This window comes from Prosthecobacter algae (assembly GCF_039542385.1).
In the GTDB taxonomy this organism is placed as follows: domain Bacteria; phylum Verrucomicrobiota; class Verrucomicrobiia; order Verrucomicrobiales; family Verrucomicrobiaceae; genus Prosthecobacter; species Prosthecobacter algae.
Genome location: NZ_BAABIA010000002.1, coordinates 808620 through 828014, shown reverse-complemented (window position 1 = coordinate 828014; position 19395 = coordinate 808620). Strand labels below are relative to the sequence as shown.

Here is a 19395-nt window from a genome sequence, read left to right as displayed (position 1 = left end):
TCCCATTCCGAACACGGAAGTGAAACGCTGTTGCGCCGATGATAGTTGGGCGATAGGCCCTGCGAAAGTAGGTCGCCGCCAGTTTATACCCCCCTCCTTCAGCAATGAAAGAGGGGGGTTTTTTTTGACACTCTTTAATTGCAGACTCAACAGATATACTTTATCGGGATTTAACCATGTCTCCTGAAGAACTTCAATCCATCAACCAACGCCTCCAGAGCGCCAGCCCTCTGGAAATCATCCGTTGGGCCATCGATCAGGCTCCGGAATCCGCGATCGTGACGACGAATTTTCGTCCTTACGAGGCGGTTATTCTTCATTTGGCCACTCAGGTGCAGCCAGAAATCCCGGCTTTGTGGATCGACCATGGGACCAACCTTCCCGAGACCTACATCTTCGCTGAAAAAACTCGCGAAAAACTCAGCCTCAATCTGAAGCCTTACCTGCCGAAAATGACCGCTGCCCATTGGCTGGCGCTCAATGGTGGTCAGGTGCCGATGCCGGATGAAGTGGAGCGCGTGGAATCCTTCAGCCGAATCATGAAATTGGAGCCTTTCGAACGCGGCATGCACGAGCTGGCCCCGAAAGTCTGGATCACAGCCCTGCGCAAAGAACAAAACCCCCAGCGCGCAGCCACCCTGCAGCCCGTCATGTGGGATGCCAAATTCCAATGCCTGAAGATCAATCCGATCCTCGAATGGACCCCCGTGGAAATGGATGCCTATCTCGCTGAGCACGATCTGCCAAACGAGCGCACCTATTACGATCCGGCCAAAGGCGACGAAAAACACGAGTGCGGCCTGCACGCCAAACTGGTCACCGACAAACAGTAACTTTCACCCCGACTCACTCCCGAGCGAATGTCCTCCATCACGCATCTTCAGTTCCTCGAAAGCGAAGCGATCTTCATCCTTCGCGAAACCGCCGCCCAGTTCCAAAAACCTGCCCTGCTATTTTCGGGCGGCAAAGACTCCATTGTCATGGCCTGGCTGGCCCGCAAAGCCTTCTACCCGGCCAAGCTGCCCTTCTCGCTTCTGCATGTGGATACGGGCCACAACTTCCCAGAAGCCATGACATACCGTGACTGGTTCGTGGAAGAAATCGGCGCCAAGCTTGTCGTCGGCAGCGTCCAAAAAAGCATTGATGAAGGCCGCTCCCAGGAAGAAAAAGGCATCAACGCCAGCCGTAACAAACTACAGACGGTGACCCTTCTCGACACCATTGAAGAGAACCAGTTCGATGCCTGCCTCGGCGGTGGCCGCCGCGATGAAGAGAAGGCCCGCGCCAAGGAGCGTTTCTTCAGCCATCGCGATGAGTTCGGCCAGTGGGATCCCAAGAATCAGCGCCCTGAGCTCTGGAACATCTTCAACGGTCGCAAACATTTCGGAGAGCACTTCCGCGTGTTCCCGCTCAGCAACTGGACGGAGATGGACATCTGGCAGTACATCCGCCAGGAAAACATCCCGCTGCCAAGCCTCTACTTCAGCCACAAGCGCAAAATCATCGAGCGCCATGGTCAGCTTCTCGATACCGAAACAGGCTTCATCCCGCTTCTCGATGAAGAAAAACCACGAGTGAAGGAGATGGTCATCCGCTTCCGCACCGTGGGTGATGCCACCTGCACTGGCGCAGTAGAAAGCACCGCCAGCACCATTGATGACATCGTCGCCGAAGTCGCCGCCGCACGCCAGACCGAGCGCGGCACCCGTGCCGATGACAAGCGTTCCGAAACCGCCATGGAAGACCGCAAAAAGGAAGGTTACTTTTGATCTCCTGCGAGAACCGCGCCCCTAAACTTATACTTTTCTGACTCCATGGACGTCCTCGTCAACCCCACTGAATCCTCTCTTCTCCGCTTCACCACCGCCGGTTCGGTGGATGATGGCAAAAGCACCCTGATTGGTCGCTTGCTTTACGATTCCAAATCCATCTTCGAGGACCAGCTCCTTGCGGTGGAAGAATCTTCCAAGCGTCGTGGCGATGCCCACGTGAACCTGGCGCTTTTGACCGATGGTCTGCGCGCCGAACGCGAGCAGGGGATCACCATTGATGTGGCCTACCGTTACTTTGCCACACCCAAGCGCAAGTTCATCATCGCCGATACTCCTGGCCACATTCAATACACGCGCAACATGGTCACTGGCGCTTCGACGGCCGACCTCGCGATCATCCTCATTGATGCCCGTCTGGGTGTGATCGAGCAGACCATGCGCCACACCTATCTGGCCAGCCTGCTGCGCATCGGCCACATCGTTCTGGCTGTGAACAAAATGGACCTCGTGGATTTCGACCAGAAGGTCTATGACAAAATCGTGGCCGACTACATGGCCTTCGCCGGCGGTTTGGAAAACCTGCCACAGATCTGCCCCATCCCGATGAGCGCCCTGAATGGTGACAACGTGGTGGACCGCTCCGCCAGCACTCCATGGTACACGGGGCCAAGCCTGCTCGAGCATCTCGAGACCGTCAAAGTCTTCGCCGAAACCGCGGAAGATGCCGCCCGTTTTCCGGTGCAGTGGGTCATCCGTCCGATCTCGGACAAGGAAGATCCCAAGCTGGGGAACCTGCATGACTACCGTGGCTTTGCTGGCCGTGTAGCTAGCGGCACATTCAAGCTGGGTGACGAAGTGCTCGTCTATCCGTCTGAGATGAAGTCCCGCATCACCGGCATTCACACCTTTGAAGGCCCGCAGACGGAGGCCATCCCTCAGCTCAGCTACAGCATCACCGTCTCCGACGAGATTGATACCAGCCGTGGTGGCATGATCGTGAAGGCCGATGAACCTGCCGAGACTAACCAGGAGTTCGACGCCATGATCTGCTGGTTTGCCGACAAAAAGACGCTGAAAGCCCGCAGTCGTTTTCACCTTCGTCATACGACCAATGAAGTGCGCGCCGTCGTCACGGACGTGCTTTACAAGGTGAACATCAGCACCCTGGAAAAATCCCAGGAGAGCAAAGAATTCAGCCTCAATGACATCGGCAGCATTCGCTTGCGTGTCTCGGCTCCGATATTCTTTGATTCCTATTCGAAGAACCGCACCACCGGCAGTTTTGTGCTCGTGGACGAGCAGACGAATAACACTGTGGCTGCCGGCATGATCTTGCGCCCTGTGGCCGATGCCCAGGACGAAGACGCCGAGGTGGCGATCTAAGCGGTCCTAATAGATTGAAGACAGGCGCGGGAACATCCCGCGCCTGTTTTATTTTCATCGCGGCTGACTCTTGCCAGTTTGCCTAACCATAGATTTGGTTTGGAGGACTGTGTTAGGACGAGCGGAACACGGACGAGACTTACCCAGGCTTAATTGCCCACCGTGGCCACGGTCGTAAACATCACGGCATGCTTGTCGTATACGGTCTTGGCACCGACAATGTCGGCCAGATATTGGATGGCATCCGTCAGCGGAAGGTTGCGCAGATTGAGCGACAGAGTTTTGGAGGCTAGCGCTGGATCCTTGATGATGATGTTGGGAATCACCTTTCCGTCGGAGGCTGTTTTGGAAAGCACGCGCAGACCCTCCACCGCCTCCTCCAGAGTGACTTCCGTAAATTCGATTTTGGTCAGCAGCACCCCTTCATAGGTCTTCTTCACTGAAACGGTTCCCGGCTTCTTTTGGGCACGGATCTGAGCGAGCAATGCCTTGGTTTCGAAGTGTTTCGGATTTCGCTGTTCTACCTGCACCAGCAGTTGGTAGGCGGTCTCGACGTCTCCCTTGTAGTAGGCCGCCCGGCCCATCTGGAAGATCTGGTTCACGTCATCAGCCGCAAAGGCGGCCCCAGAACATGCAGCCATCATAGTGACGACCGCCAAACGAACTCCGACACGATGCAGTAGTGCTTTCATAGGAGGGGGGGGGGAAGGTTAATTCCGAAAATGATTTCACCAGAAACGCCAGAGAATGACAAGTCGGATTTCATTTTGGCCTAATCAATGGTTCTCCAAAGCGCATGGGGTGCGTACTTCATGGAAGTTGTCCCATGACGCGTTCTCATTTTGCTCGGTTATTGTGTTGTCTGCCTTTCAGTTCTTGCCGTCTCTTGCCGCCTAGGGCTTCACGGCCTGTGAAGAAACTTGTGTTTGAACCGGTGACTGGAGCGGCCAAAGAGTGGGTGGTGATGCTGCCCGGACGATACAGTTCGCCGATGGAATTTGATCGCGAGGGGTTGGTCGCACAGATTCAAAAAAAGCGGCCGGAAGCACGGATCGTGGTGCCAGATTTGCATCTGGGATATTATATGAATCGCGCGGTGGAGATATGCCTGTGGGAGGAGATTTTATCCCCTGCTTACAAGGAAGGAATGCAGGTAACGATGGTGGGAGTGTCAATGGGGGGACTGGGCGCTTTGATCGCTGTACTTAAGTATCCCCATGCAGTTCAAGAGGTGCTTCTCTTGGCTCCGTATCTGGGGGACCCAGCCCTGATGGAGGAGATTTCGAAGGCCGGGGGGCTAGCATTCTGGAGAGCTGGGAATGTTGAAGCCGTGGATAAAGACTCGTCTATGAGATTGCTCTGGGCTCGACTGAAGGAGACTTGGCTAACCGCCTCTGGGCCTGAGATCCCCGTAGCTTTGGCCTGTGGGTTACGGGATCGTCATCGAGTGTCGAATGAACTCTTTGCCCGGAGCTTTCTGACGCGTGAAAACTACCATGAGGTGGCAGGAGGTCACGACTGGGCAGCTTGGCGCTTGGGCCTGGAAGCGATGTTGAAGTGACCTGCTTGCACGCTGGCGTGGCCCCCTCTATGGATGGCCTTTCATGGCAAAAATCAGGATCAAGAACATCGGCAAAGTGGTCGCGCTGCTCATGCGCGGCATTGGGGCGACCCTGCGCTTTGAGGTGGAGGACCGGGCCGGCGCCTTCAATACCTCACGCACAGGATGGATCTGGGCCTTTTGGCATAACCGAATGTTTGTCATCCCTTATGTGCACGAACTCTGGTTTGCCCACATTCCTGGTGCTATCTTGAGCAGCCCCAGCGGCGATGGCCAGATCATTGCCGATGCCTGCGCCGCCTTCGGTTTTGAGGCCGCCCGTGGCTCCAGTTCCAAACCACAAAAGGGCTTGGCTGCGCTGATCATGATGGCCGAAAAGGTGAAGGAAGGGCGCGACATCGGCATCACTCCAGATGGCCCGCGCGGGCCTGTCTATCAATTGCAGCCCGGCATCATCAAGCTGGGCCAGCTCACCGGCGGCACCATTGTGCCCGTGCGTGTGGAGTACAGCCATGCCATCCGGTTCAAAACCTGGGACCAGTTTCTTCTGCCGCTGCCTTTTTCCAAAGTCCGCGTCATTTTCGAGCCTACAATGACCGTGCCGCGCAAGATGGCGGAGGAAGAGTTCGAGGCTGAACGCCTCAAGCTGGAACTGGCCATGGGCAGGGGCTGACGGTCACTACAGCCGAGGTCAGCCTAACCAATGATCAGGCGATGGAATCTGCTGCCAGGGCCGCATTCCCGATGATGCCGGATTCATTGCTGAAGCGGGCTGGCAGGATCTGCAGCCGCTCCCAGACGACGGTGCTGAGCATGGACTGCACCTTGCGCTTCAGCGGATCAAAGATCAGATCGCCCGCCTGCGCTACACCACCACCGATCACGAAGGCATCTGGGTTCAGCAGCCAAGCGATGCTGGAGAGGGAAGTGCCCAGCCAGTCCGCGATTTCATCCCAGATCTGGCGGGCGATGTCATCACCCGCCTTGGCGGCATCGGCGATGTTTTTTGGCGTGCACTCTTCCACGGTCTTCTTCACGTGGGCTTCGGCATAGCGCTGCACGGCGTGCTCGGCGATCTCCTTATTGCCCGTGTATTTTTCCAAAGCGCCCAGGTTGCCGTAATGGCCTGAGCGGCCATCGCATTCGATGCTCATCTGGCCGATCTCCCCGGCCGCGCAGCCGCTGCCACGGTAAAGCTGGCCATTCAAAATGAGGCCACCGCCGATGCCGGTGCCCATGGTCAGGGCCACCACATTCTTCAGCCCTCGGGCTGCGCCATAGCGGAACTCCGCGTAGGCCATCGCATTCGCATCATTTTCCACCACCACCGGCAGGCCCGTCTTTTCACCCAGGATAGCTTTCAGCGGTACATGCTTCCAGCCAGGAACATTGGTCAGGATATGGACAAACCCGTGGTCAAAGTCCACCAGCCCAGGCACACCCACGCCAATAGCGGCGATGTCGGGGTAGGTCTCGCGCAGCTTGGCCACACGGCTGGCCATCTCACCGATGAGTGCGGCAGGGCCGGCAAAATTGGCGGTGGGGATGGGGGCATCCGTGGCCAGCAATTCGCCGCCCCGGCAGACGCCGAGTTTGACCGAGGTGCCGCCGAAATCAATGCCAACCGAGGTGATAGAACTTTCAGACATGGGTGAGGGCGCGGAGATTGCCCACCAAACGCAGCCCATGCAAGGTCAAATCCGGGTCCACGGCGATGTCGCATTCCATTCCGGCGGTGATCCATTCCGCATCGCCCCCGGTGGCGACGATGTGCAGGGGGCCCACAGGCAGCTCCTTTCGCACGGCTTCCAGGATGCCCTTGATCATGCCCCGGTAGCCGATGGCGGCCCCGGCCTGGATGGCGCCGACGGTGGATTGGCCAATGGCGGTCTCCGGCTCTTGCAGTTCCACCTGGGGCAGCAGGGCGGTGCGCTCGTGCAGGTAGTCCGTCATCAGGCGCAGCCCCGGTGCGATAACGCCACCCAAGTAGTGGCGGTCTTCTGAAAGGATGTCGAAGGTCACCGCCGTGCCAAAATCAATCACTACCCCTGGAGCCCCATGCAGGTGGGCCAGGGCCACCGTATTGGCCAGGCGGTCTGGGCCGATGCTTTCCGGCTTGGGGTAGCGGATGCCGATGCCCATGGGGGTGTCATGCCGCAGCACCAGCAGGCCGGGGAAGGCCGCCTGAAAGGCCGGGATAGCCGCTGGGACCACACTGCACAGGATCACCTGCATAAAGTCCCACCCTGCGGCAGCCTGGCGTGCCAGATCTGGCGTCACCTCCCTTGTGGGGAGGTCTCGCCGGTCCAAAATGGCATCCCGGGTAGCCAGGCCCAGCTTGGTGCGGCCATTGCCCACATCAATCAGGAGATAATCGGCGGTCATCGGGCTGGTTATGGCCCTGGAGAGGCGCGCGGGCAAGCAAGATGGAAAAACTGGTTGCGAAAAAACCAAAAGCATCCAATATGCCCGCCCCTCGCCCCGTTCGCCTGTCATGGGAACTGGTTGGAGAGATCAAATTCGCCCCGCACATTATGAGCAACATCATCGACAAAATTGACTCTGAACAACTCAAGAAGGAAGTCGCTTCCTTCAAGGTGGGTGACAGTGTGAAAATCCACACCCGAGTCATCGAAGGTGACAAGGAGCGTATTCAGATCTTCGCGGGCATCATCATCTCCCACAAGGGCTCCGGTCTGAACGAAGCGTTCACCGTGCGCAAGATCTCCTACGGCGAAGGTGTGGAGCGTGTGTTCCCCGTCCACAGCCCCAAGGTCGCCAAGATCGAAGTGGTCAAGTCCGGCAAAGTCCGTCGCGCCCGCCTTCACTACCTCCGCGGTCGTAAGGGCAAGCAGGCCATGACTGTCAAGGAGCAGGCTTACAACAGCAACGAAGCTTAATCCGCTTCCTGGCCCGCTAAGAGGCCATTCAATTCTCTCAAACACCTCAGCAAAATCTGCTGGGGTGTTTTTGTTTGTTAGGGAAAGAGGCAGCGCATCATTGGCTGGCTAGGGCGGCGAACAGATGCTGCATCTCTTCCGCCAATGAAGCGCCTGTCGTCAGTGTCTGGCCCACTTCCGCCTCCACGCGCTCGGGGTACCGTTTGTGCAGGCGGTGCGCCTGCACGCGGATGGCCGTCTCACTGAGGCCAAGCTGGCCTGCGGTTAGGAGCTGGTCGTCATGATCCGCATTCTCGGCGAGCCAAGGCTTCAATCCTTCAAAGACCCGCCCCCGCTCGCTGGCGGGGCGGTGTCCAGTGCTCCGGCCATAAGGCAGCGCGGGCACAGGCCTTGGGAGGCATTGTCAGGCAGTTCAAGAGCGCAGGCAGGGCAGGAAGGTGAGGCTGTGTTCATGGCGTCTTCCTGTCCTGAGAGATTGCCAGCGAATGTTACATGACTGAGCACGAAAATCCTTCCGAGGACGAGTCGCCAGCCAGCCGATCCGACAAAAACCGCGTAGCCGTTGGTGCAGAGGAGCTGAGAGTGGGCTTGGAGAATGGATGGGATGAATTATGAATTCGTCTGTGAAGCGAAAGCTAATCAAAGGGACCTCATTCCACCACTGCGGACGATGGTTTGTCGAGATCCAATCCGGGTTCGTGTTAGCCAGCGACGTGAATTTTTGCCTGCAAAGTACTCCAGAGCTTTAGCTCACCTGATCCGCTGCTGGGACACCTTCCGAGCTAAAGCTCTGGAGTACTTTTTGGGAAGCGGTCCTACCGCTTCGCCTCATAGTACCGAAACTCGAGCGCGTCGGTTTCTTCGAGGACTTCTTTGAGGTCAAACAAGTGCTCAAAGGCAGGGAGGAAGGTGTCGCCTTCGTGGGCTTCTTTGACGAGGGTCAGGTAGAGGCCGTCGCACTGGGGCAGGAGTTCGGCATAGACTTGGGCTCCGCCGATGACAAAGAGGGTTTCAGCCTCGGGGCAGACGCTGAGCAGCTCGGCCACATCGCGGATCACGGTGAGGCCTTCGCGGGGCTGCATCGTGCGGCTGAGCACGATGTTTTGACGGCCAGGCAGCGGGCGGCCGATGGATTCATAGGTGGTGCGGCCCATGAGGATGGGATGGCCCAGGGTGGTCCGTTTGAAGAATTTCAGATCTTCCGGGAAATGCCAGGGCAGGGTGCCGGCGCGACCGATGACGCGGTTGCTGGCCATGGCGACGATGGCGATGAGGCGGGGGGCGGCGGACATCACGGGGCTTTCACTCCTGGCAGTTTCACCTTGGCCACGTAGATGCTCGTTTTGCCTTCGTGGCTGGAGTAGTAGCTCACGTAGAGGTGGCCCTCATGCCAGCACAGGCCGGGGTAGCTGCAGTCGCCGCCGCTGGGTAGCTCCAGCAATGGGGCGAGGCTGGTGGGCGTCATGGTGTAGAGCACCATGTGCGGGCCGGGAGTTTTGCCAAAACCGCGTGAGCCGGCGACGAGGCTGCCATCGGGCAGCTCAATGAAATTCGGGCCGCCCAGCGGCACGGGAAGCTGGGTCCAGGTCCATTCACGATACGGGGCTTTGGCCACGCCGATGGCACCTTTGCGGTCGCCGGATTCACGGCGCACCAGGGTCACAGCGCTGCCGTCTTTGAGAAAGCGCATCGTCGCTTCATTCGGCTGGCCTGGCACCTGCATGATGGAGGAAAGCTGCCACACGCTGCCGTCAGTGCTGGTGTAGGATTTCAGCGACCACTCAGGCTCAAACTTGGGGCCGCCGGTGGTCGGGTAGCAGTTGTAGGCCACGCCGTAGAATTTCTTGTCGGTGGGATTCACGGTGCTGCGCCACAGCCAGTCGCCCTCGGCCAGCAGCTTTTGCGGAGGCGTCCACACCTTGCCATCAATGGAGGTGGAGTAGCGCGGGCGGCGGCCTTTGAGCTCACTGCCCTCATAGATGGAGCCGCCACAGAGCAGGTACAGTCGCTTGCCATCCGGGGTGATCTCCAGCTTCGGATCGCGCAGGTCCACGCCTTTTTCGGCAATGGTGGCGTAGTCCACCCAATTTTCCCCGGTGGCGGAGATGATGATGCGGATGACGCCATCGCCCCCGACATGGCCATCCCCCTCGCGGAAGCAGCAGAAGAACAGGTTCTTAAAGCGGATGAGGTCCGTGAAGGCCTGATGCGGGGCCTTGTCCCAGACCTTTTGTACGGAAACAATCTCCGCCAGGGGAGCCTGCGCGGCAGCACCAAGAGCGAGGACAAGGGAAAGCAAGGGAGCGAGGACGAACTTCATGATCGTCTCTACGTGTAACCGCCTGCCAGTCCTTCGGGCAAATGAAAAAGGCGGCATCGTGAAGCACGATGCCGCCTTAGAAGGATAAGTTGGTGACTTACTGAGCGTTGGCCCAGTCAATCGCTGCCCGGCAGATTTCCCAGAAGCTACCGCTTTCCAGGCTAGCGCCGCCGACGAGGGCACCGTCCACGTCTTTCTGGCTGATCAGCTCGGCCATGTTGTTGGGCTTCACGCTGCCACCGTATTGGATGCGCAGTTTCTGGGCGGTGTCTTCGCCGAACATGTCGGTGAGGACGCTGCGGGTGAAGGCATGAGCATCCTGGGCCTGCTGAGGGCTGGCGGTGCGTCCGGTGCCGATGGCCCAGACGGGCTCATAAGCGATGACGCAGTCCAGCACGCGGCGGGCACCGACTTCGGCCAGGGATTCGCGGAGCTGGCTTTCGAGCACTTTCTCGATGAGGCCGCCGTCGCGTTCTTCCAGGGTTTCACCGATGCAAAGGATGGGGTGCAGGCGGGCTTCCAGGGCGGCGAGGACCTTGGCATTGATGGTGGCGTTGGTCTCACCAAAGATGCTGCGGCGCTCGCTGTGGCCGAGGATGACGTGTCGGCAGCCACATTCCTTGACCATGCGGGCATTGATCTCACCGGTGTAGGCACCGCCGGCGTGCTGGCTCATGTTCTGGGCAGCCAGTTCCACGACCTCTTCGCGGGCGTTCATGAGCACTTCCTGGGCCTTGGTCAAGCTGACGAAGGGAGGGGCGACGACGATCTGCACGGGGCACTTTTCAGGCACCAGACGGGAGAAGGAACGGAGGAAATCGTCCGTTTCCTGGGGCGTCATGTGCATCTTCCAGTTGGCAGCGATGATGGGCTTGCGGAAGTAAATCATAGGGATGTTGAGAGGGGGAGTTTGCGGGGGTTGAGCGATGGCTGAGCCATGGTTTCATGAAGAAACAACCGCTCAGCCACGGGCAAGGCTTACTTTTCCTGGAGGCAGGCCACGCCGGGGAGGATTTTGCCTTCGAGGAGCTCCAGGGAGGCACCGCCGCCGGTGGAGATGAAGGTCATCTTGTCAGCCAGCTTGGCCTTCTTCACGGCCTTCACGCTGTCGCCACCGCCGATGATGGTCTTGGCGCTGGTGTTTTCCGCGATGGCGGCTGCCACGTCGAAGCTGCCCTTGGAGGACTCCTTGATTTCGAACACGCCCATGGGGCCGTTCCAGATGACGGTCTTCGCCTTGGCGATTTCTTCAGAGAAAAGCTTCACGGACTCAGGGCCGATGTCCACGCCTTCCCAGCCGTCCGGGATGTTTTCGTTCACGCCGGTGTACTTCGTGGTGCCCAGTTTCTTGGCGTCGAAGTCGAAAGCGTCGGTAATCATGGCGTCCACCGGGATCAGCAGCTTCACGCCACGCTCCTTGGCCTTGTCAATGGCGGCCTGGGCGATTGGCTCCCACTCGGCTTTGTAAAGGCTTTTGCCGATGGTGATGCCCTGGACGAGCTTGCGGAAGGTGTAGGCCATGCCGCCGCCGATGATGATGGTATCGGCCTTTTCCAGCAGGCGATTGATCACGCCGATTTTGTCGCTGACTTTGGCCCCACCGAGGATGACCACGAAGGGACGCTCCGGGTTTTCCAGTTCGTCATGCAGGTAGGTCAGCTCTTTTTCCATGAGCAGACCGGAAACGGCGGGGAGGTAATCGGCCACGCCAGCGGTGGAGCTATGGGCGCGGTGGGCAGAACCGAAGGCGTCGTTGACGAAGATTTCGGCCAGATCCGCCAGGCCCTTGGCCAGCTCGGCATCGTTCTTTTCTTCACCAGCGTGGAAGCGGGTATTTTCTAGCAGCAGCACGCCGCCGGCTGGCAGCGCCAGGGCTTTGGCCTTGGCGGTCTCGCCGATGGTTTCGTCGGAAAACTCAACTTTCGTGCCCAGCAGTTCGCTCAGGGCTGGGGCCACTGGGGCGAGGGACTGCTTCGGATCACGCTGGCCTTTCGGGCGGCCCAGGTGGCTGCAAAGGATCACCTTCGCACCTTTTTCGATGAGGTACTTCAGCGTCGGCAGCGTTTCCTGGATGCGGGTCGCATCGGTGATGACCATCGCGCCGTCTTTTTCGTCGAGAGGCACGTTGAAGTCCACACGGACGAGGACGCGTTTGTTGCTCAGTTCGATGTCACGGATGGTCTTTTTGGGCATGATTCAGGAGGGTAAATGAAGTCCGCCAGGGACGGCGGGGGAGATGTCTAGCACAGAGCGAGCACTGCGCCTGTGAAAAATTCAGCAGGACCCGAGCCAGAGTCATTCTTCTTGAGAGGCTGCGGTTGATCCGGGCAAAATGCCCAATAGGACCCGGCAGGCTATTTCCGCCGCCGTCTCATCACCAGGCCAAACAGACCCAAGCCCAGCAGCAGCGCGCGGCTGGGCTCAGGCACCAGAGTGATGGGTGTCTGGCTGCCATTGGCCAAGCCTGCGATTTCCCCGGACGTGAGGGCCCCGTCAAACAGGGCCATCTCGTCCAAAAAGCCGATGAAATTGCGGTCTGGAGTGGCGCTGCCTTGGCCGCCAAAAAAGAAAGTGTTATTCGTCCCCAGGGTGAAGGTGCTGTCCGTGCCGATGAGCACGCCATCCGCATACAGGCTCAGCGTCCCCATGCCATCATTCAGGCCGGAGGCGCTGAAGGTCACTGCCAGATGATGCCAGGCATTCAGGTTCATCTTGCCGGCAGCCGTTAGGTCCACATCGGGGAGCGGATAGTGCTGAAATGACAGGTTGGTGTTGTTCGCCGTGGCCCATGCGTAAAGCTCATTTTCGCCACCGAAACCATCGCCCGCACCGATATGGAAAAGAGTGTCGTTGGTCGCGACCGACTGGCGGTTGTAAAACATCGCGGCCGACCAGCTCTGGTTATTGAAATTGTAGCTGAAGCCCCCTGCTGGCGTCACCGAGTAACGTCCGCTCTGGTTGCTGCCGTTCGCCGTCAGGGATGCATAGGCTCCACTGCTGCCGTTGGCCGGAGTCGTCGTCAGGATCACCGGCGTGGTGGCAGATCCGTTGGCATCATAGATCGCATTGCGTCCATTGCCGCTCAGGTCCACCAGATCATTGCCCGAAGCCGTGCCATCGTAGTACACGAGCAGGCTGGCTGCCGGGGCCTGAAGGGCACCGAAAGACAGGATAGCGAGAAGCGGGGGGAGGATCTTGCCAAGCATCACCTTTTCCCATACGATTGTGTCTCCGCTGAGTCAACCTGAGGGACACCGCATCCTAGGCTAAAGCTTTTGCTCAGGGGGCAGGCGCAGCTTGTTCGGGCAGGGTTTTCAGCAAGTCTACCACCTCGCCCGTAGGCAAGGGAGCGCTCATTTCCTTGTAGTTCCAGACTCCTGCCTCCCGCTGCGCACGGGTGTGGATACGTATGCTGCCTTTGGGCCCGGAAATAGGGATGGAGACATCGGCACTGCCGGAGTCATTCATGGTGCTCACACCGCCGGTGAGAATCCAGCCCATCTTCATCGGCTCCCCCAGCGCCTGCTGCAGGGCAGGGGACTTCTGGGCGCGCCGCATCGTCTCCACGCAGGGTTCAGATCCGCGTAGAAACAGCATCACCAAGCCCAAAACCGCCACAATGAAAAACACCAGGGCTGCCACCACCATCAGGCAACCTCCGCAGCCCACCGCCACGCCCTTGCTGATGGCCGCATTGTTCTCACGGCGAATGTTGGTAGGATCGCCAAAGGGCGGCGGCTCAGGATTCATGCGGTTCCAGGGAAAGACAAAAAGTAGGATTTGAAAAGCAAAAAGCTGGGTCTGCACTCGGCTCTCGGAGGGTAGCTCACCTCCTCCTGTAATGACCCACGATGGCGGCGATCCAGGGTGCAGAAGGCATAACGCTCTTAAAGTCGGGCCCTGGTATGCCTTCAGGGTAGTTCGCAGCCCTTTGTTTACTGCGCATGCTCATTCCTGCCCCTCCATTCAGGAAATAAATTGTCAGCTTTGCGGATGCGCAAATCAGGTGAATTGACTTATCAAATATGAGAAATGACTTTATTTGAATGATGAAATAACTTTGGGTAAATGAGCAGTTAGGCTATAAATTTGCTCAAGGTAGTACCCTCACTCTCAATGAAGAAGCTGACTCTTTTGGCATGGGCTGCGCTTGGCGCACTGATCACTCCGGTGGCTTGGGCTGCTGACAGCACTCCTCCGTCGTTGAACATCTCCCATGCGTGGGTGGAAAAAGAGGGGGCGACGGTGCACTTCAAGATGCTGCTGGATCCTTTGGACGACGTAGGATTCACGCCGCTGGCGGGCATCCAGTTTCGCAGCAAGCTGAACAGCACCGCTCCCTTGCCAGACAGCACACCGTGGAACACGTATCCTTGGCAGCGAGGGCAGGCATTCGATGTGGCTTTCAAATGCACATCCGTGATTTTTGAGATCCGGGCGATTGACGCAGCGGGCAATGTCTCGCCGCTGCAAAGGAGGACTTTTGCCTCCCCCTTTCCCTTCAGCACGGCCCCGAATTTGGAACCGAAGCTGGGCGGCATCATTCCTTTCACAGGGGCCGGGATGGACTGCGCGGGGCTGTTTGGCGACCGGTTTGATGACGAAGGGTTCGGAGATGATATCCTTCAGATTGACCGCATCACGGGCTTGGTGTCGGTGAGGCGGCAGGGAGTGGGTGGCATCTTTACGGTGGACAGCTTTTCACTGGGCACGAGCAACATCCGTGACTCTGCCGTGGCAGATCTGAACGCCGATGGCCAGCCGGACTTGGTCGTGGTGGCAGGAGATGCGCTGAAAGTCTATTTAAACGGAGGTGTGGTGGGCGGGCATCTGACCTTCCAGGAAACCACCCCCGCAGGCATGGCGACCACGGGCATCAGCACGGTCCTGCAATGCGCGGTGGGTGATCTCACGAATGAAGGCAAACCGGAGATCGTGGTGGCAGGCACAGGGGATAACGGAGTGGGAGGGACGGAACTGAGGCTGGGCGTGATTTTGAACAACTCCATGTTTAACCTGGGTGCATCCAATCATGCCAAACTGTCCGCCACGACGGTCGCGGGACCGATGGGGATCGGAGATGCAACGGGCGACGGCTGGGCGGATGTGATCATGGCGGATGGGACCAACCGGGAACTGGTGCTGATTCAGAACAGCGGCATAGGATCGCTGGTGGGGGATGCAGATGGGGAAGAAAGCCAACGGCCGAAGAGGACCGACACAGGGTTTGCCTTGGGTACCCTGCCAGTGGAGTCGCTGGCGGTGGGCGATGTGACGGGAGACGGTCGTGCGGATGCGGTGGTCACCATGCACTTCTTTGGCAGCACGAACGGACAGGACCCGAACGACACGCGGGACCACCAGCTCTGGCAGCTTTTTCAAGGGCGGGGCGCGGTGCCGCTCTGGGCGCACAACATGCAACGCGTGGGAAGAGGGCCGGTGGGGGCATCCGCCACAACCTTTACGTCGCATGTAATTCTGCAGGACCTGACCGGGGACCGTTTTCCGGAGATCCTCATGACCAGCAAATTTGAAGACACGGTGACCCAGATGCCTGCGGGGGTGCGCGCGATCCGATTGATCCCGAAGCTGGATGCGCAAAATTTCATGGGAGTGCTGGAGTTCAACCAGACAGGACTGGCCACGGGCTCCACCAACCCGCATCGGCTGGGAACGGGCCGTTTCAGCGGCAACAGCAAGCGTGACATTCTGCTGGCCAACGGAGGCACGCCTCCTTTGCAGTGGGTCTTTAACACCTACACGGAGCTGTCCAAGCCCATGGATCTGGCAGGCGGGGTCTCCACCGACGCAGACGAAGGCGGCACGGCAGGGGCGAACGGAACGCTGAGCTACTTTGAATACCCGGGCGGCCAGATCAGATACTCCCTGACCTACGTGAACAACACTGAGGCGGCACTGAGCGGGGTCACGGTGGAGAGTGCCCTGCCGGCGGATTTCACGCTGGAAGGCAGCGATGCGGGGAGCACGGTATCCGGAGCTGGCGCAGCGCGAGTCATCCGATGGACGACGGACATCCCTGCGGGATCTTCGGGCATTAAAAATTTCACGGTCAGGCTGGCAACGACCGCGAAGGTGGGGGCCAATCTGGCTCCCAAAATTGCGCTGAAACAAGGCACAAAGGCGCTGGTCACCGGCACCATGCCGTCAGTGAAGGTGTGGGCGGTGAATTTCTTTGTAATGCCGACCAGCCCTGGCCAGCCGTGGACTTTCACGTACAAGCCGGACAGTGTGCCGTCAGGGGCGGTGGTGACGCTTCAGTCGAGTACCAACGGCAGCGACTGGCTGGCGCTGGGGACACAGAACGGGCTCATGACGGCTGTGTCGGACACCAATCCGCCCCAGTTTACCAGGACCGCCGTGGTGCTTGCAGGGCCCCGTGTTTTCCGCGCGATGAGCTGGTCTCCCGACACGGGCTACAAATTCTCTACTACCTTCAACAACCTGCTGCCACCTACGACGCTGACGAAGATCTCCACCAAGTCACCGCCGAAGTCCGGCCAGACATGGACCTTCATCGCCAACCAGGCAGGCACAGCTGAAAACCTGAGCGTGCGTTTCCAGTCCACCCTGACCCCGTACGTTGAAGGCTCCTGGACGGACCTGCCCATCTACAGCCCGGCAGTCCGCAAAGGCGCGGTCTGGACGGTGGAAACCGTCAACGTGCCCGACGGAAACCGTTATTTCCGGGCCATCTCGGCCGCCCCAGGCTGGGTGGACAGCATGTCGGCACCTTTCGGCTCCATCCCGGTCACCGCGTCCGCCCTCTCCATCGCGCCCTTCACCCGCTGGCACATGGACTTTGTGGACCCGGCCAAGGAAGGCAAACCGACCACGCTGTATGCCACCGTCCCAGCCGTGAAGGGCATCCAGGTCCGCTTTCAGACGAAATATCAAAACGAAGATGAGAGCAAGTGGACCGACCTGCCCACAGGTGCCCTGAGCCAGGCTGGCAACAACTGGACCCTGAAAAACACCACCCTGCCCGCAGGTGTGCGTGACTTCCGCGCCATCGCCCGGGCGCCCGGATACTATGAGCAGACCACTGAGGTGTATTCCTTTGAAGTGCTGCCTCCGCCACTGCCGCAGATGGCCACCTACTTTGGCGGTTTTGTTTCCCCCACCAACGGCTCCCTGGTGAAGGTGGGCACCAGCGCTGTGGCGCTGACGCTCTTTGACTTCAACGGCGTGCAGCGGGTGTATCTGGAGACAGGAGCCAGCGCCTCCGGCCCCTTCAAAGCGATCAAAAACAGCGACCTCACCCAGGTGGGCGACACGGTGACCTACACGACCAACCTTGCGTTCAGCGGGACGGGCGTGCTCTACATCCGCGCTGCTGTGGTGGACGGGTACGACCCTTCTGCCACCGCCTATTCACCCGCCGTGATGGTGAACATCGGCCAGGGCGGAGGCACCCAGGCGCCAGCATTCACCGCCTTCTCCCCGACCTTCACCCAGTCCACGCTCAAGACCCGTGGCTCCGTGAAAATCAAGCTGAAGATCGGCGATGACAAGCAGGTGCACCGTGCCACGCTGCATCGCTCGGATGCGGGCGGCAACCTCCTTAGCAAAGTGGGCGAGATGGTCCGCGCCGGCGCTGGAAATCCGGCGGACTTCAGCCTGACGGATGCCAGCCTGGACGATGGCAACTATTACTACCGCGTGGTTGCCTCGGACTACGACGGGCAGGAGGTCATCAGCAGCATCTTTGGCCCTTACACGATTGTCACGCCCCAGCCACCGCCACCACCTGCGAACATCAACGTCGCGGTTTCCAGCCGGTTTGCCGGGCCTTCGGTTCCGAAGGGCAAATACAACTATGATTACCTAGCCTACCCGACAGCCACCAAGCTACAGTTTGATTTCAGCAGTCTGCCAGCCGGGCAAAAGACTTTCCATATCTATCGCGTCAAGGACGCGGACGGAACCTCCAGCTTCCTGACCCGGAACCAGTCTGTGTGGACCTCCGTGACCACGAAGGTCTCGGGCACCCAGGAGTTTCCCCGGCCGTTTTGGACCATTGACGCCAAGAACCCTTATGCCGGTGAGGGCACCTACCGCATCGTGGTTTCCCAAAACGGCAGCGAACTGACGGAAGGTGCCGGCGTGCGGGAGTTCACCATCGGCCATGCCTGGAACCTGCCCAACACCTTTACCGATCTGGACTACGGTCTCTATTGGTTCAAAACCGTGGATGACGGGCTGCGCTGCCGCGACAATCAGGACGACGAGTACTTTGACCGCTCCAAGCCCACCGTGATCTATGTACACGGCTGGCAGCCGGGCGAGGCCAAGCTGCGCCGCCGTGAAAGCTGGTACCGCCAGGATGCCCAGAAAGACAGTGTCATGCATGACTGCTGCAAGATATGGAAGGACAAGGGGTACAACGTGGGCATCTTTCACTGGAACCAGTTTGGCGATCTGGACGGCACGCCGCACGGAACCATTTTCTCCCAGGCCAACATCTACTACATCGCCACGGAGGAAGGGTTGCCTGACAGCCATTCGATGATCCACGCCCTCAGTGCGAAGAAGGGGGAAAGCAGCCGCGTTTATGAACCGGATGACACAGGGAGCCTGATCGAAGGCAAGACCGTGGTGGACCTGTTCCTGGATGACCTCAGACGCTGCATGGCCGGCTACTCCACCGTGAACCGTGAGTTCCGCATGATCGGCCACTCCCTGGGCACGCAGGTGACAGGTAGAACCTGCAAACTTCTGCTCGACTATCCCCAGTGGAACGTCCCGGTGCCCACCCGCGTCGCTCTGCTGGAACTGGCGCAGGTGGGCGTGAACAACATGAATGTGCCCGGCCTGCAGACTCAATGGATCCGGGATCTGGTGGACTCTAACAAAGTCGCGCTGGAATGCTACCAGAGCACAAATCTGCAAACCTTGTTAGGTGCGACTGCCGCCTTTGTCGGAGACATTCATGACATGGGCGCGTATGCGCGTTTCATCCCGGACTACCTGGGGGATCTGAACGTGCTGAAGAGCGCCACCAAGAGCCACAACGAAATCGTGCGCTGGTACATGGAGTCCGTGAAGGGACCTGAATTTCCGTGCTGGTCTTACTTGGGTCCCTATCGTTCCCAGTATCATGGAACTGCGCTCTCTGCCGCCACGCCAAGATGGCGTGTCAAGGAGCTGATGGGGGGAGACACCTGGTATCACCAGAGCGAAGGCATGGACACGCCCTACGTCTTGGATGATGTGTTCAAGCCCCAGAGCCGATGATGGGAGCAATAGCCAATGGATCTCTGTGCAGGGACTACGTGCATCTAACAGCGCTGCGATCAAGCGCTGTTAGATGCCCATGAGGAGCTGGCATACTCAAAGAAAGAGGAGGGTCTCACTTCGCTGAGATGATTTGCATGCTTCCCAGTTTTCGGATGCATAAAAATCCACGCGCGAGGCATTTTGTTTCGAGGAATCAGGGTT

17 protein-coding genes and 1 rRNA gene are annotated in these 19395 nt (G+C 58.9%); 8 read left to right on the top strand and 10 right to left on the bottom strand.

The genetic code is table 11. From position 1 onward, the window contains the following. From rrf to ABEB25_RS06730, 4 genes are all read left to right on the top strand, one after another. Nucleotides 1-84: ribosomal RNA gene (gene rrf, locus ABEB25_RS06745) — 5S ribosomal RNA — on the top strand; the annotation flags it as partial. 92 nt (nt 85-176) lie between these two features. Continuing rightward, nucleotides 177-833, top strand: coding sequence for a phosphoadenosine phosphosulfate reductase domain-containing protein (locus ABEB25_RS06740; protein ID WP_345735620.1), 657 nt, complete (start codon nt 177-179; stop codon nt 831-833). Between the two features lie 27 nt (nt 834-860). After that, a complete protein-coding gene (gene cysD / locus ABEB25_RS06735; RefSeq protein ID WP_345735619.1) occupies nt 861-1769 on the top strand; it encodes a sulfate adenylyltransferase subunit CysD in 909 nt (302 codons plus the stop codon). A 45-nt stretch (nt 1770-1814) separates the two neighbouring features. After that, nucleotides 1815-3155: a sulfate adenylyltransferase subunit 1 gene (locus ABEB25_RS06730; RefSeq protein WP_345735618.1), complete on the top strand. Its 1341-nt coding sequence runs from the start codon at nt 1815-1817 to the stop codon at nt 3153-3155. Between the two features lie 149 nt (nt 3156-3304). On the opposite strand, the gene ABEB25_RS06725 is transcribed toward ABEB25_RS06730, so the two are convergent. After that, nucleotides 3305-3847, bottom strand: a complete 543-nt coding sequence (locus ABEB25_RS06725; protein WP_345735617.1) for a tetratricopeptide repeat protein — start codon at nt 3845-3847, stop codon at nt 3305-3307. 218 nt (nt 3848-4065) lie between these two features. On the opposite strand from ABEB25_RS06725, the gene ABEB25_RS06720 reads away from it, so the two are divergent. Both ABEB25_RS06720 and ABEB25_RS06715 read left to right on the top strand, forming a co-directional pair. Then, nucleotides 4066-4716, top strand: a complete 651-nt coding sequence (locus tag ABEB25_RS06720; protein ID WP_345735616.1) for an alpha/beta fold hydrolase — start codon at nt 4066-4068, stop codon at nt 4714-4716. Between the two features lie 43 nt (nt 4717-4759). Beyond that, complete coding sequence (locus tag ABEB25_RS06715; RefSeq protein ID WP_345735615.1) at nt 4760-5389, top strand: lysophospholipid acyltransferase family protein; 630 nt, start codon at nt 4760-4762, stop codon at nt 5387-5389. A gap of 34 nt (nt 5390-5423) precedes the next feature. Here ABEB25_RS06715 and ABEB25_RS06710 read toward each other — a convergent pair whose 3' ends face one another. Beyond that, nucleotides 5424-6365, bottom strand: a complete 942-nt coding sequence (locus ABEB25_RS06710; RefSeq protein WP_345735614.1) for an ROK family protein — start codon at nt 6363-6365, stop codon at nt 5424-5426. Beyond that, nucleotides 6358-7101 carry a type III pantothenate kinase gene (locus ABEB25_RS06705; RefSeq protein ID WP_345735613.1) on the bottom strand — a complete coding sequence of 248 codons (744 nt, stop codon included), beginning with the start codon at nt 7099-7101 and terminating at the stop codon, nt 6358-6360. The genes ABEB25_RS06710 and ABEB25_RS06705 overlap by 8 nt, the downstream gene beginning before the upstream one ends. Before the next feature lie 149 nt (nt 7102-7250). Between ABEB25_RS06705 and rplS the strand changes: the two genes are divergently transcribed. Next, entirely contained in the window at nt 7251-7616 is a 366-nt protein-coding gene (gene rplS / locus ABEB25_RS06700) for a 50S ribosomal protein L19 (RefSeq protein ID WP_345735629.1), read from the top strand. Nucleotides 7617-7713: 97 nt separating this feature from the next. Here the strand turns inward: rplS and ABEB25_RS06695 are convergent, their stop codons facing one another. From ABEB25_RS06695 to ABEB25_RS06665, 7 genes are all read right to left on the bottom strand, one after another. Then, nucleotides 7714-7929 carry a hypothetical protein gene (locus ABEB25_RS06695; protein ID WP_345735612.1) on the bottom strand — a complete coding sequence of 72 codons (216 nt, stop codon included), beginning with the start codon at nt 7927-7929 and terminating at the stop codon, nt 7714-7716. A 502-nt stretch (nt 7930-8431) separates the two neighbouring features. After that, entirely contained in the window at nt 8432-8908 is a 477-nt protein-coding gene (locus ABEB25_RS06690; RefSeq protein ID WP_345735611.1) for a dihydrofolate reductase, read from the bottom strand. Beyond that, nucleotides 8908-9936 (bottom strand): exo-alpha-sialidase, encoded by a 1029-nt coding sequence (locus ABEB25_RS06685; protein WP_345735610.1) that lies wholly within the window; start codon nt 9934-9936, stop codon nt 8908-8910. The genes ABEB25_RS06690 and ABEB25_RS06685 overlap by 1 nt, the downstream gene beginning before the upstream one ends. 97 nt (nt 9937-10033) lie before the next feature. After that, nucleotides 10034-10825: a triose-phosphate isomerase gene (tpiA, locus tag ABEB25_RS06680; protein ID WP_345735609.1), complete on the bottom strand. Its 792-nt coding sequence runs from the start codon at nt 10823-10825 to the stop codon at nt 10034-10036. A gap of 89 nt (nt 10826-10914) precedes the next feature. Beyond that, on the bottom strand, nt 10915-12129 hold the full coding sequence (locus ABEB25_RS06675) for a phosphoglycerate kinase (RefSeq protein ID WP_345735608.1): 1215 nt from the start codon (nt 12127-12129) through the stop codon (nt 10915-10917). A gap of 161 nt (nt 12130-12290) precedes the next feature. Next, nucleotides 12291-13142 (bottom strand): LamG domain-containing protein, encoded by an 852-nt coding sequence (locus tag ABEB25_RS06670; protein ID WP_345735607.1) that lies wholly within the window; start codon nt 13140-13142, stop codon nt 12291-12293. A gap of 73 nt (nt 13143-13215) precedes the next feature. Beyond that, nucleotides 13216-13686, bottom strand: coding sequence for a cytochrome c oxidase assembly factor Coa1 family protein (locus ABEB25_RS06665; RefSeq protein WP_345735606.1), 471 nt, complete (start codon nt 13684-13686; stop codon nt 13216-13218). A gap of 366 nt (nt 13687-14052) precedes the next feature. On the opposite strand from ABEB25_RS06665, the gene ABEB25_RS06660 reads away from it, so the two are divergent. Then, nucleotides 14053-19191 (top strand): FG-GAP repeat domain-containing protein, encoded by a 5139-nt coding sequence (locus ABEB25_RS06660; RefSeq protein ID WP_345735605.1) that lies wholly within the window; start codon nt 14053-14055, stop codon nt 19189-19191. The last annotated feature ends 204 nt before the right edge of the window (nt 19192-19395 follow it).

Coding starts and splice junctions, on each gene's coding strand:
- ABEB25_RS06740 (WP_345735620.1), top strand. CDS start 177: ATGTCTCCTGAAGAACTTCAATCCATCAACCAACGCCTCCAGAGCGCC.
- cysD (WP_345735619.1), top strand. CDS start 861: ATGTCCTCCATCACGCATCTTCAGTTCCTCGAAAGCGAAGCGATCTTC.
- ABEB25_RS06730 (WP_345735618.1), top strand. CDS start 1,815: ATGGACGTCCTCGTCAACCCCACTGAATCCTCTCTTCTCCGCTTCACC.
- ABEB25_RS06725 (WP_345735617.1), bottom strand. CDS start 3,847: ATGAAAGCACTACTGCATCGTGTCGGAGTTCGTTTGGCGGTCGTCACT.
- ABEB25_RS06715 (WP_345735615.1), top strand. CDS start 4,760: ATGGCAAAAATCAGGATCAAGAACATCGGCAAAGTGGTCGCGCTGCTC.
- ABEB25_RS06710 (WP_345735614.1), bottom strand. CDS start 6,365: ATGTCTGAAAGTTCTATCACCTCGGTTGGCATTGATTTCGGCGGCACC.
- ABEB25_RS06705 (WP_345735613.1), bottom strand. CDS start 7,101: ATGACCGCCGATTATCTCCTGATTGATGTGGGCAATGGCCGCACCAAG.
- rplS (WP_345735629.1), top strand. CDS start 7,251: ATGAGCAACATCATCGACAAAATTGACTCTGAACAACTCAAGAAGGAA.
- ABEB25_RS06690 (WP_345735611.1), bottom strand. CDS start 8,908: ATGTCCGCCGCCCCCCGCCTCATCGCCATCGTCGCCATGGCCAGCAAC.
- ABEB25_RS06685 (WP_345735610.1), bottom strand. CDS start 9,936: ATGAAGTTCGTCCTCGCTCCCTTGCTTTCCCTTGTCCTCGCTCTTGGT.
- tpiA (WP_345735609.1), bottom strand. CDS start 10,825: ATGATTTACTTCCGCAAGCCCATCATCGCTGCCAACTGGAAGATGCAC.
- ABEB25_RS06675 (WP_345735608.1), bottom strand. CDS start 12,129: ATGCCCAAAAAGACCATCCGTGACATCGAACTGAGCAACAAACGCGTC.
- ABEB25_RS06670 (WP_345735607.1), bottom strand. CDS start 13,142: ATGCTTGGCAAGATCCTCCCCCCGCTTCTCGCTATCCTGTCTTTCGGT.
- ABEB25_RS06665 (WP_345735606.1), bottom strand. CDS start 13,686: ATGAATCCTGAGCCGCCGCCCTTTGGCGATCCTACCAACATTCGCCGT.
- ABEB25_RS06660 (WP_345735605.1), top strand. CDS start 14,053: ATGAAGAAGCTGACTCTTTTGGCATGGGCTGCGCTTGGCGCACTGATC.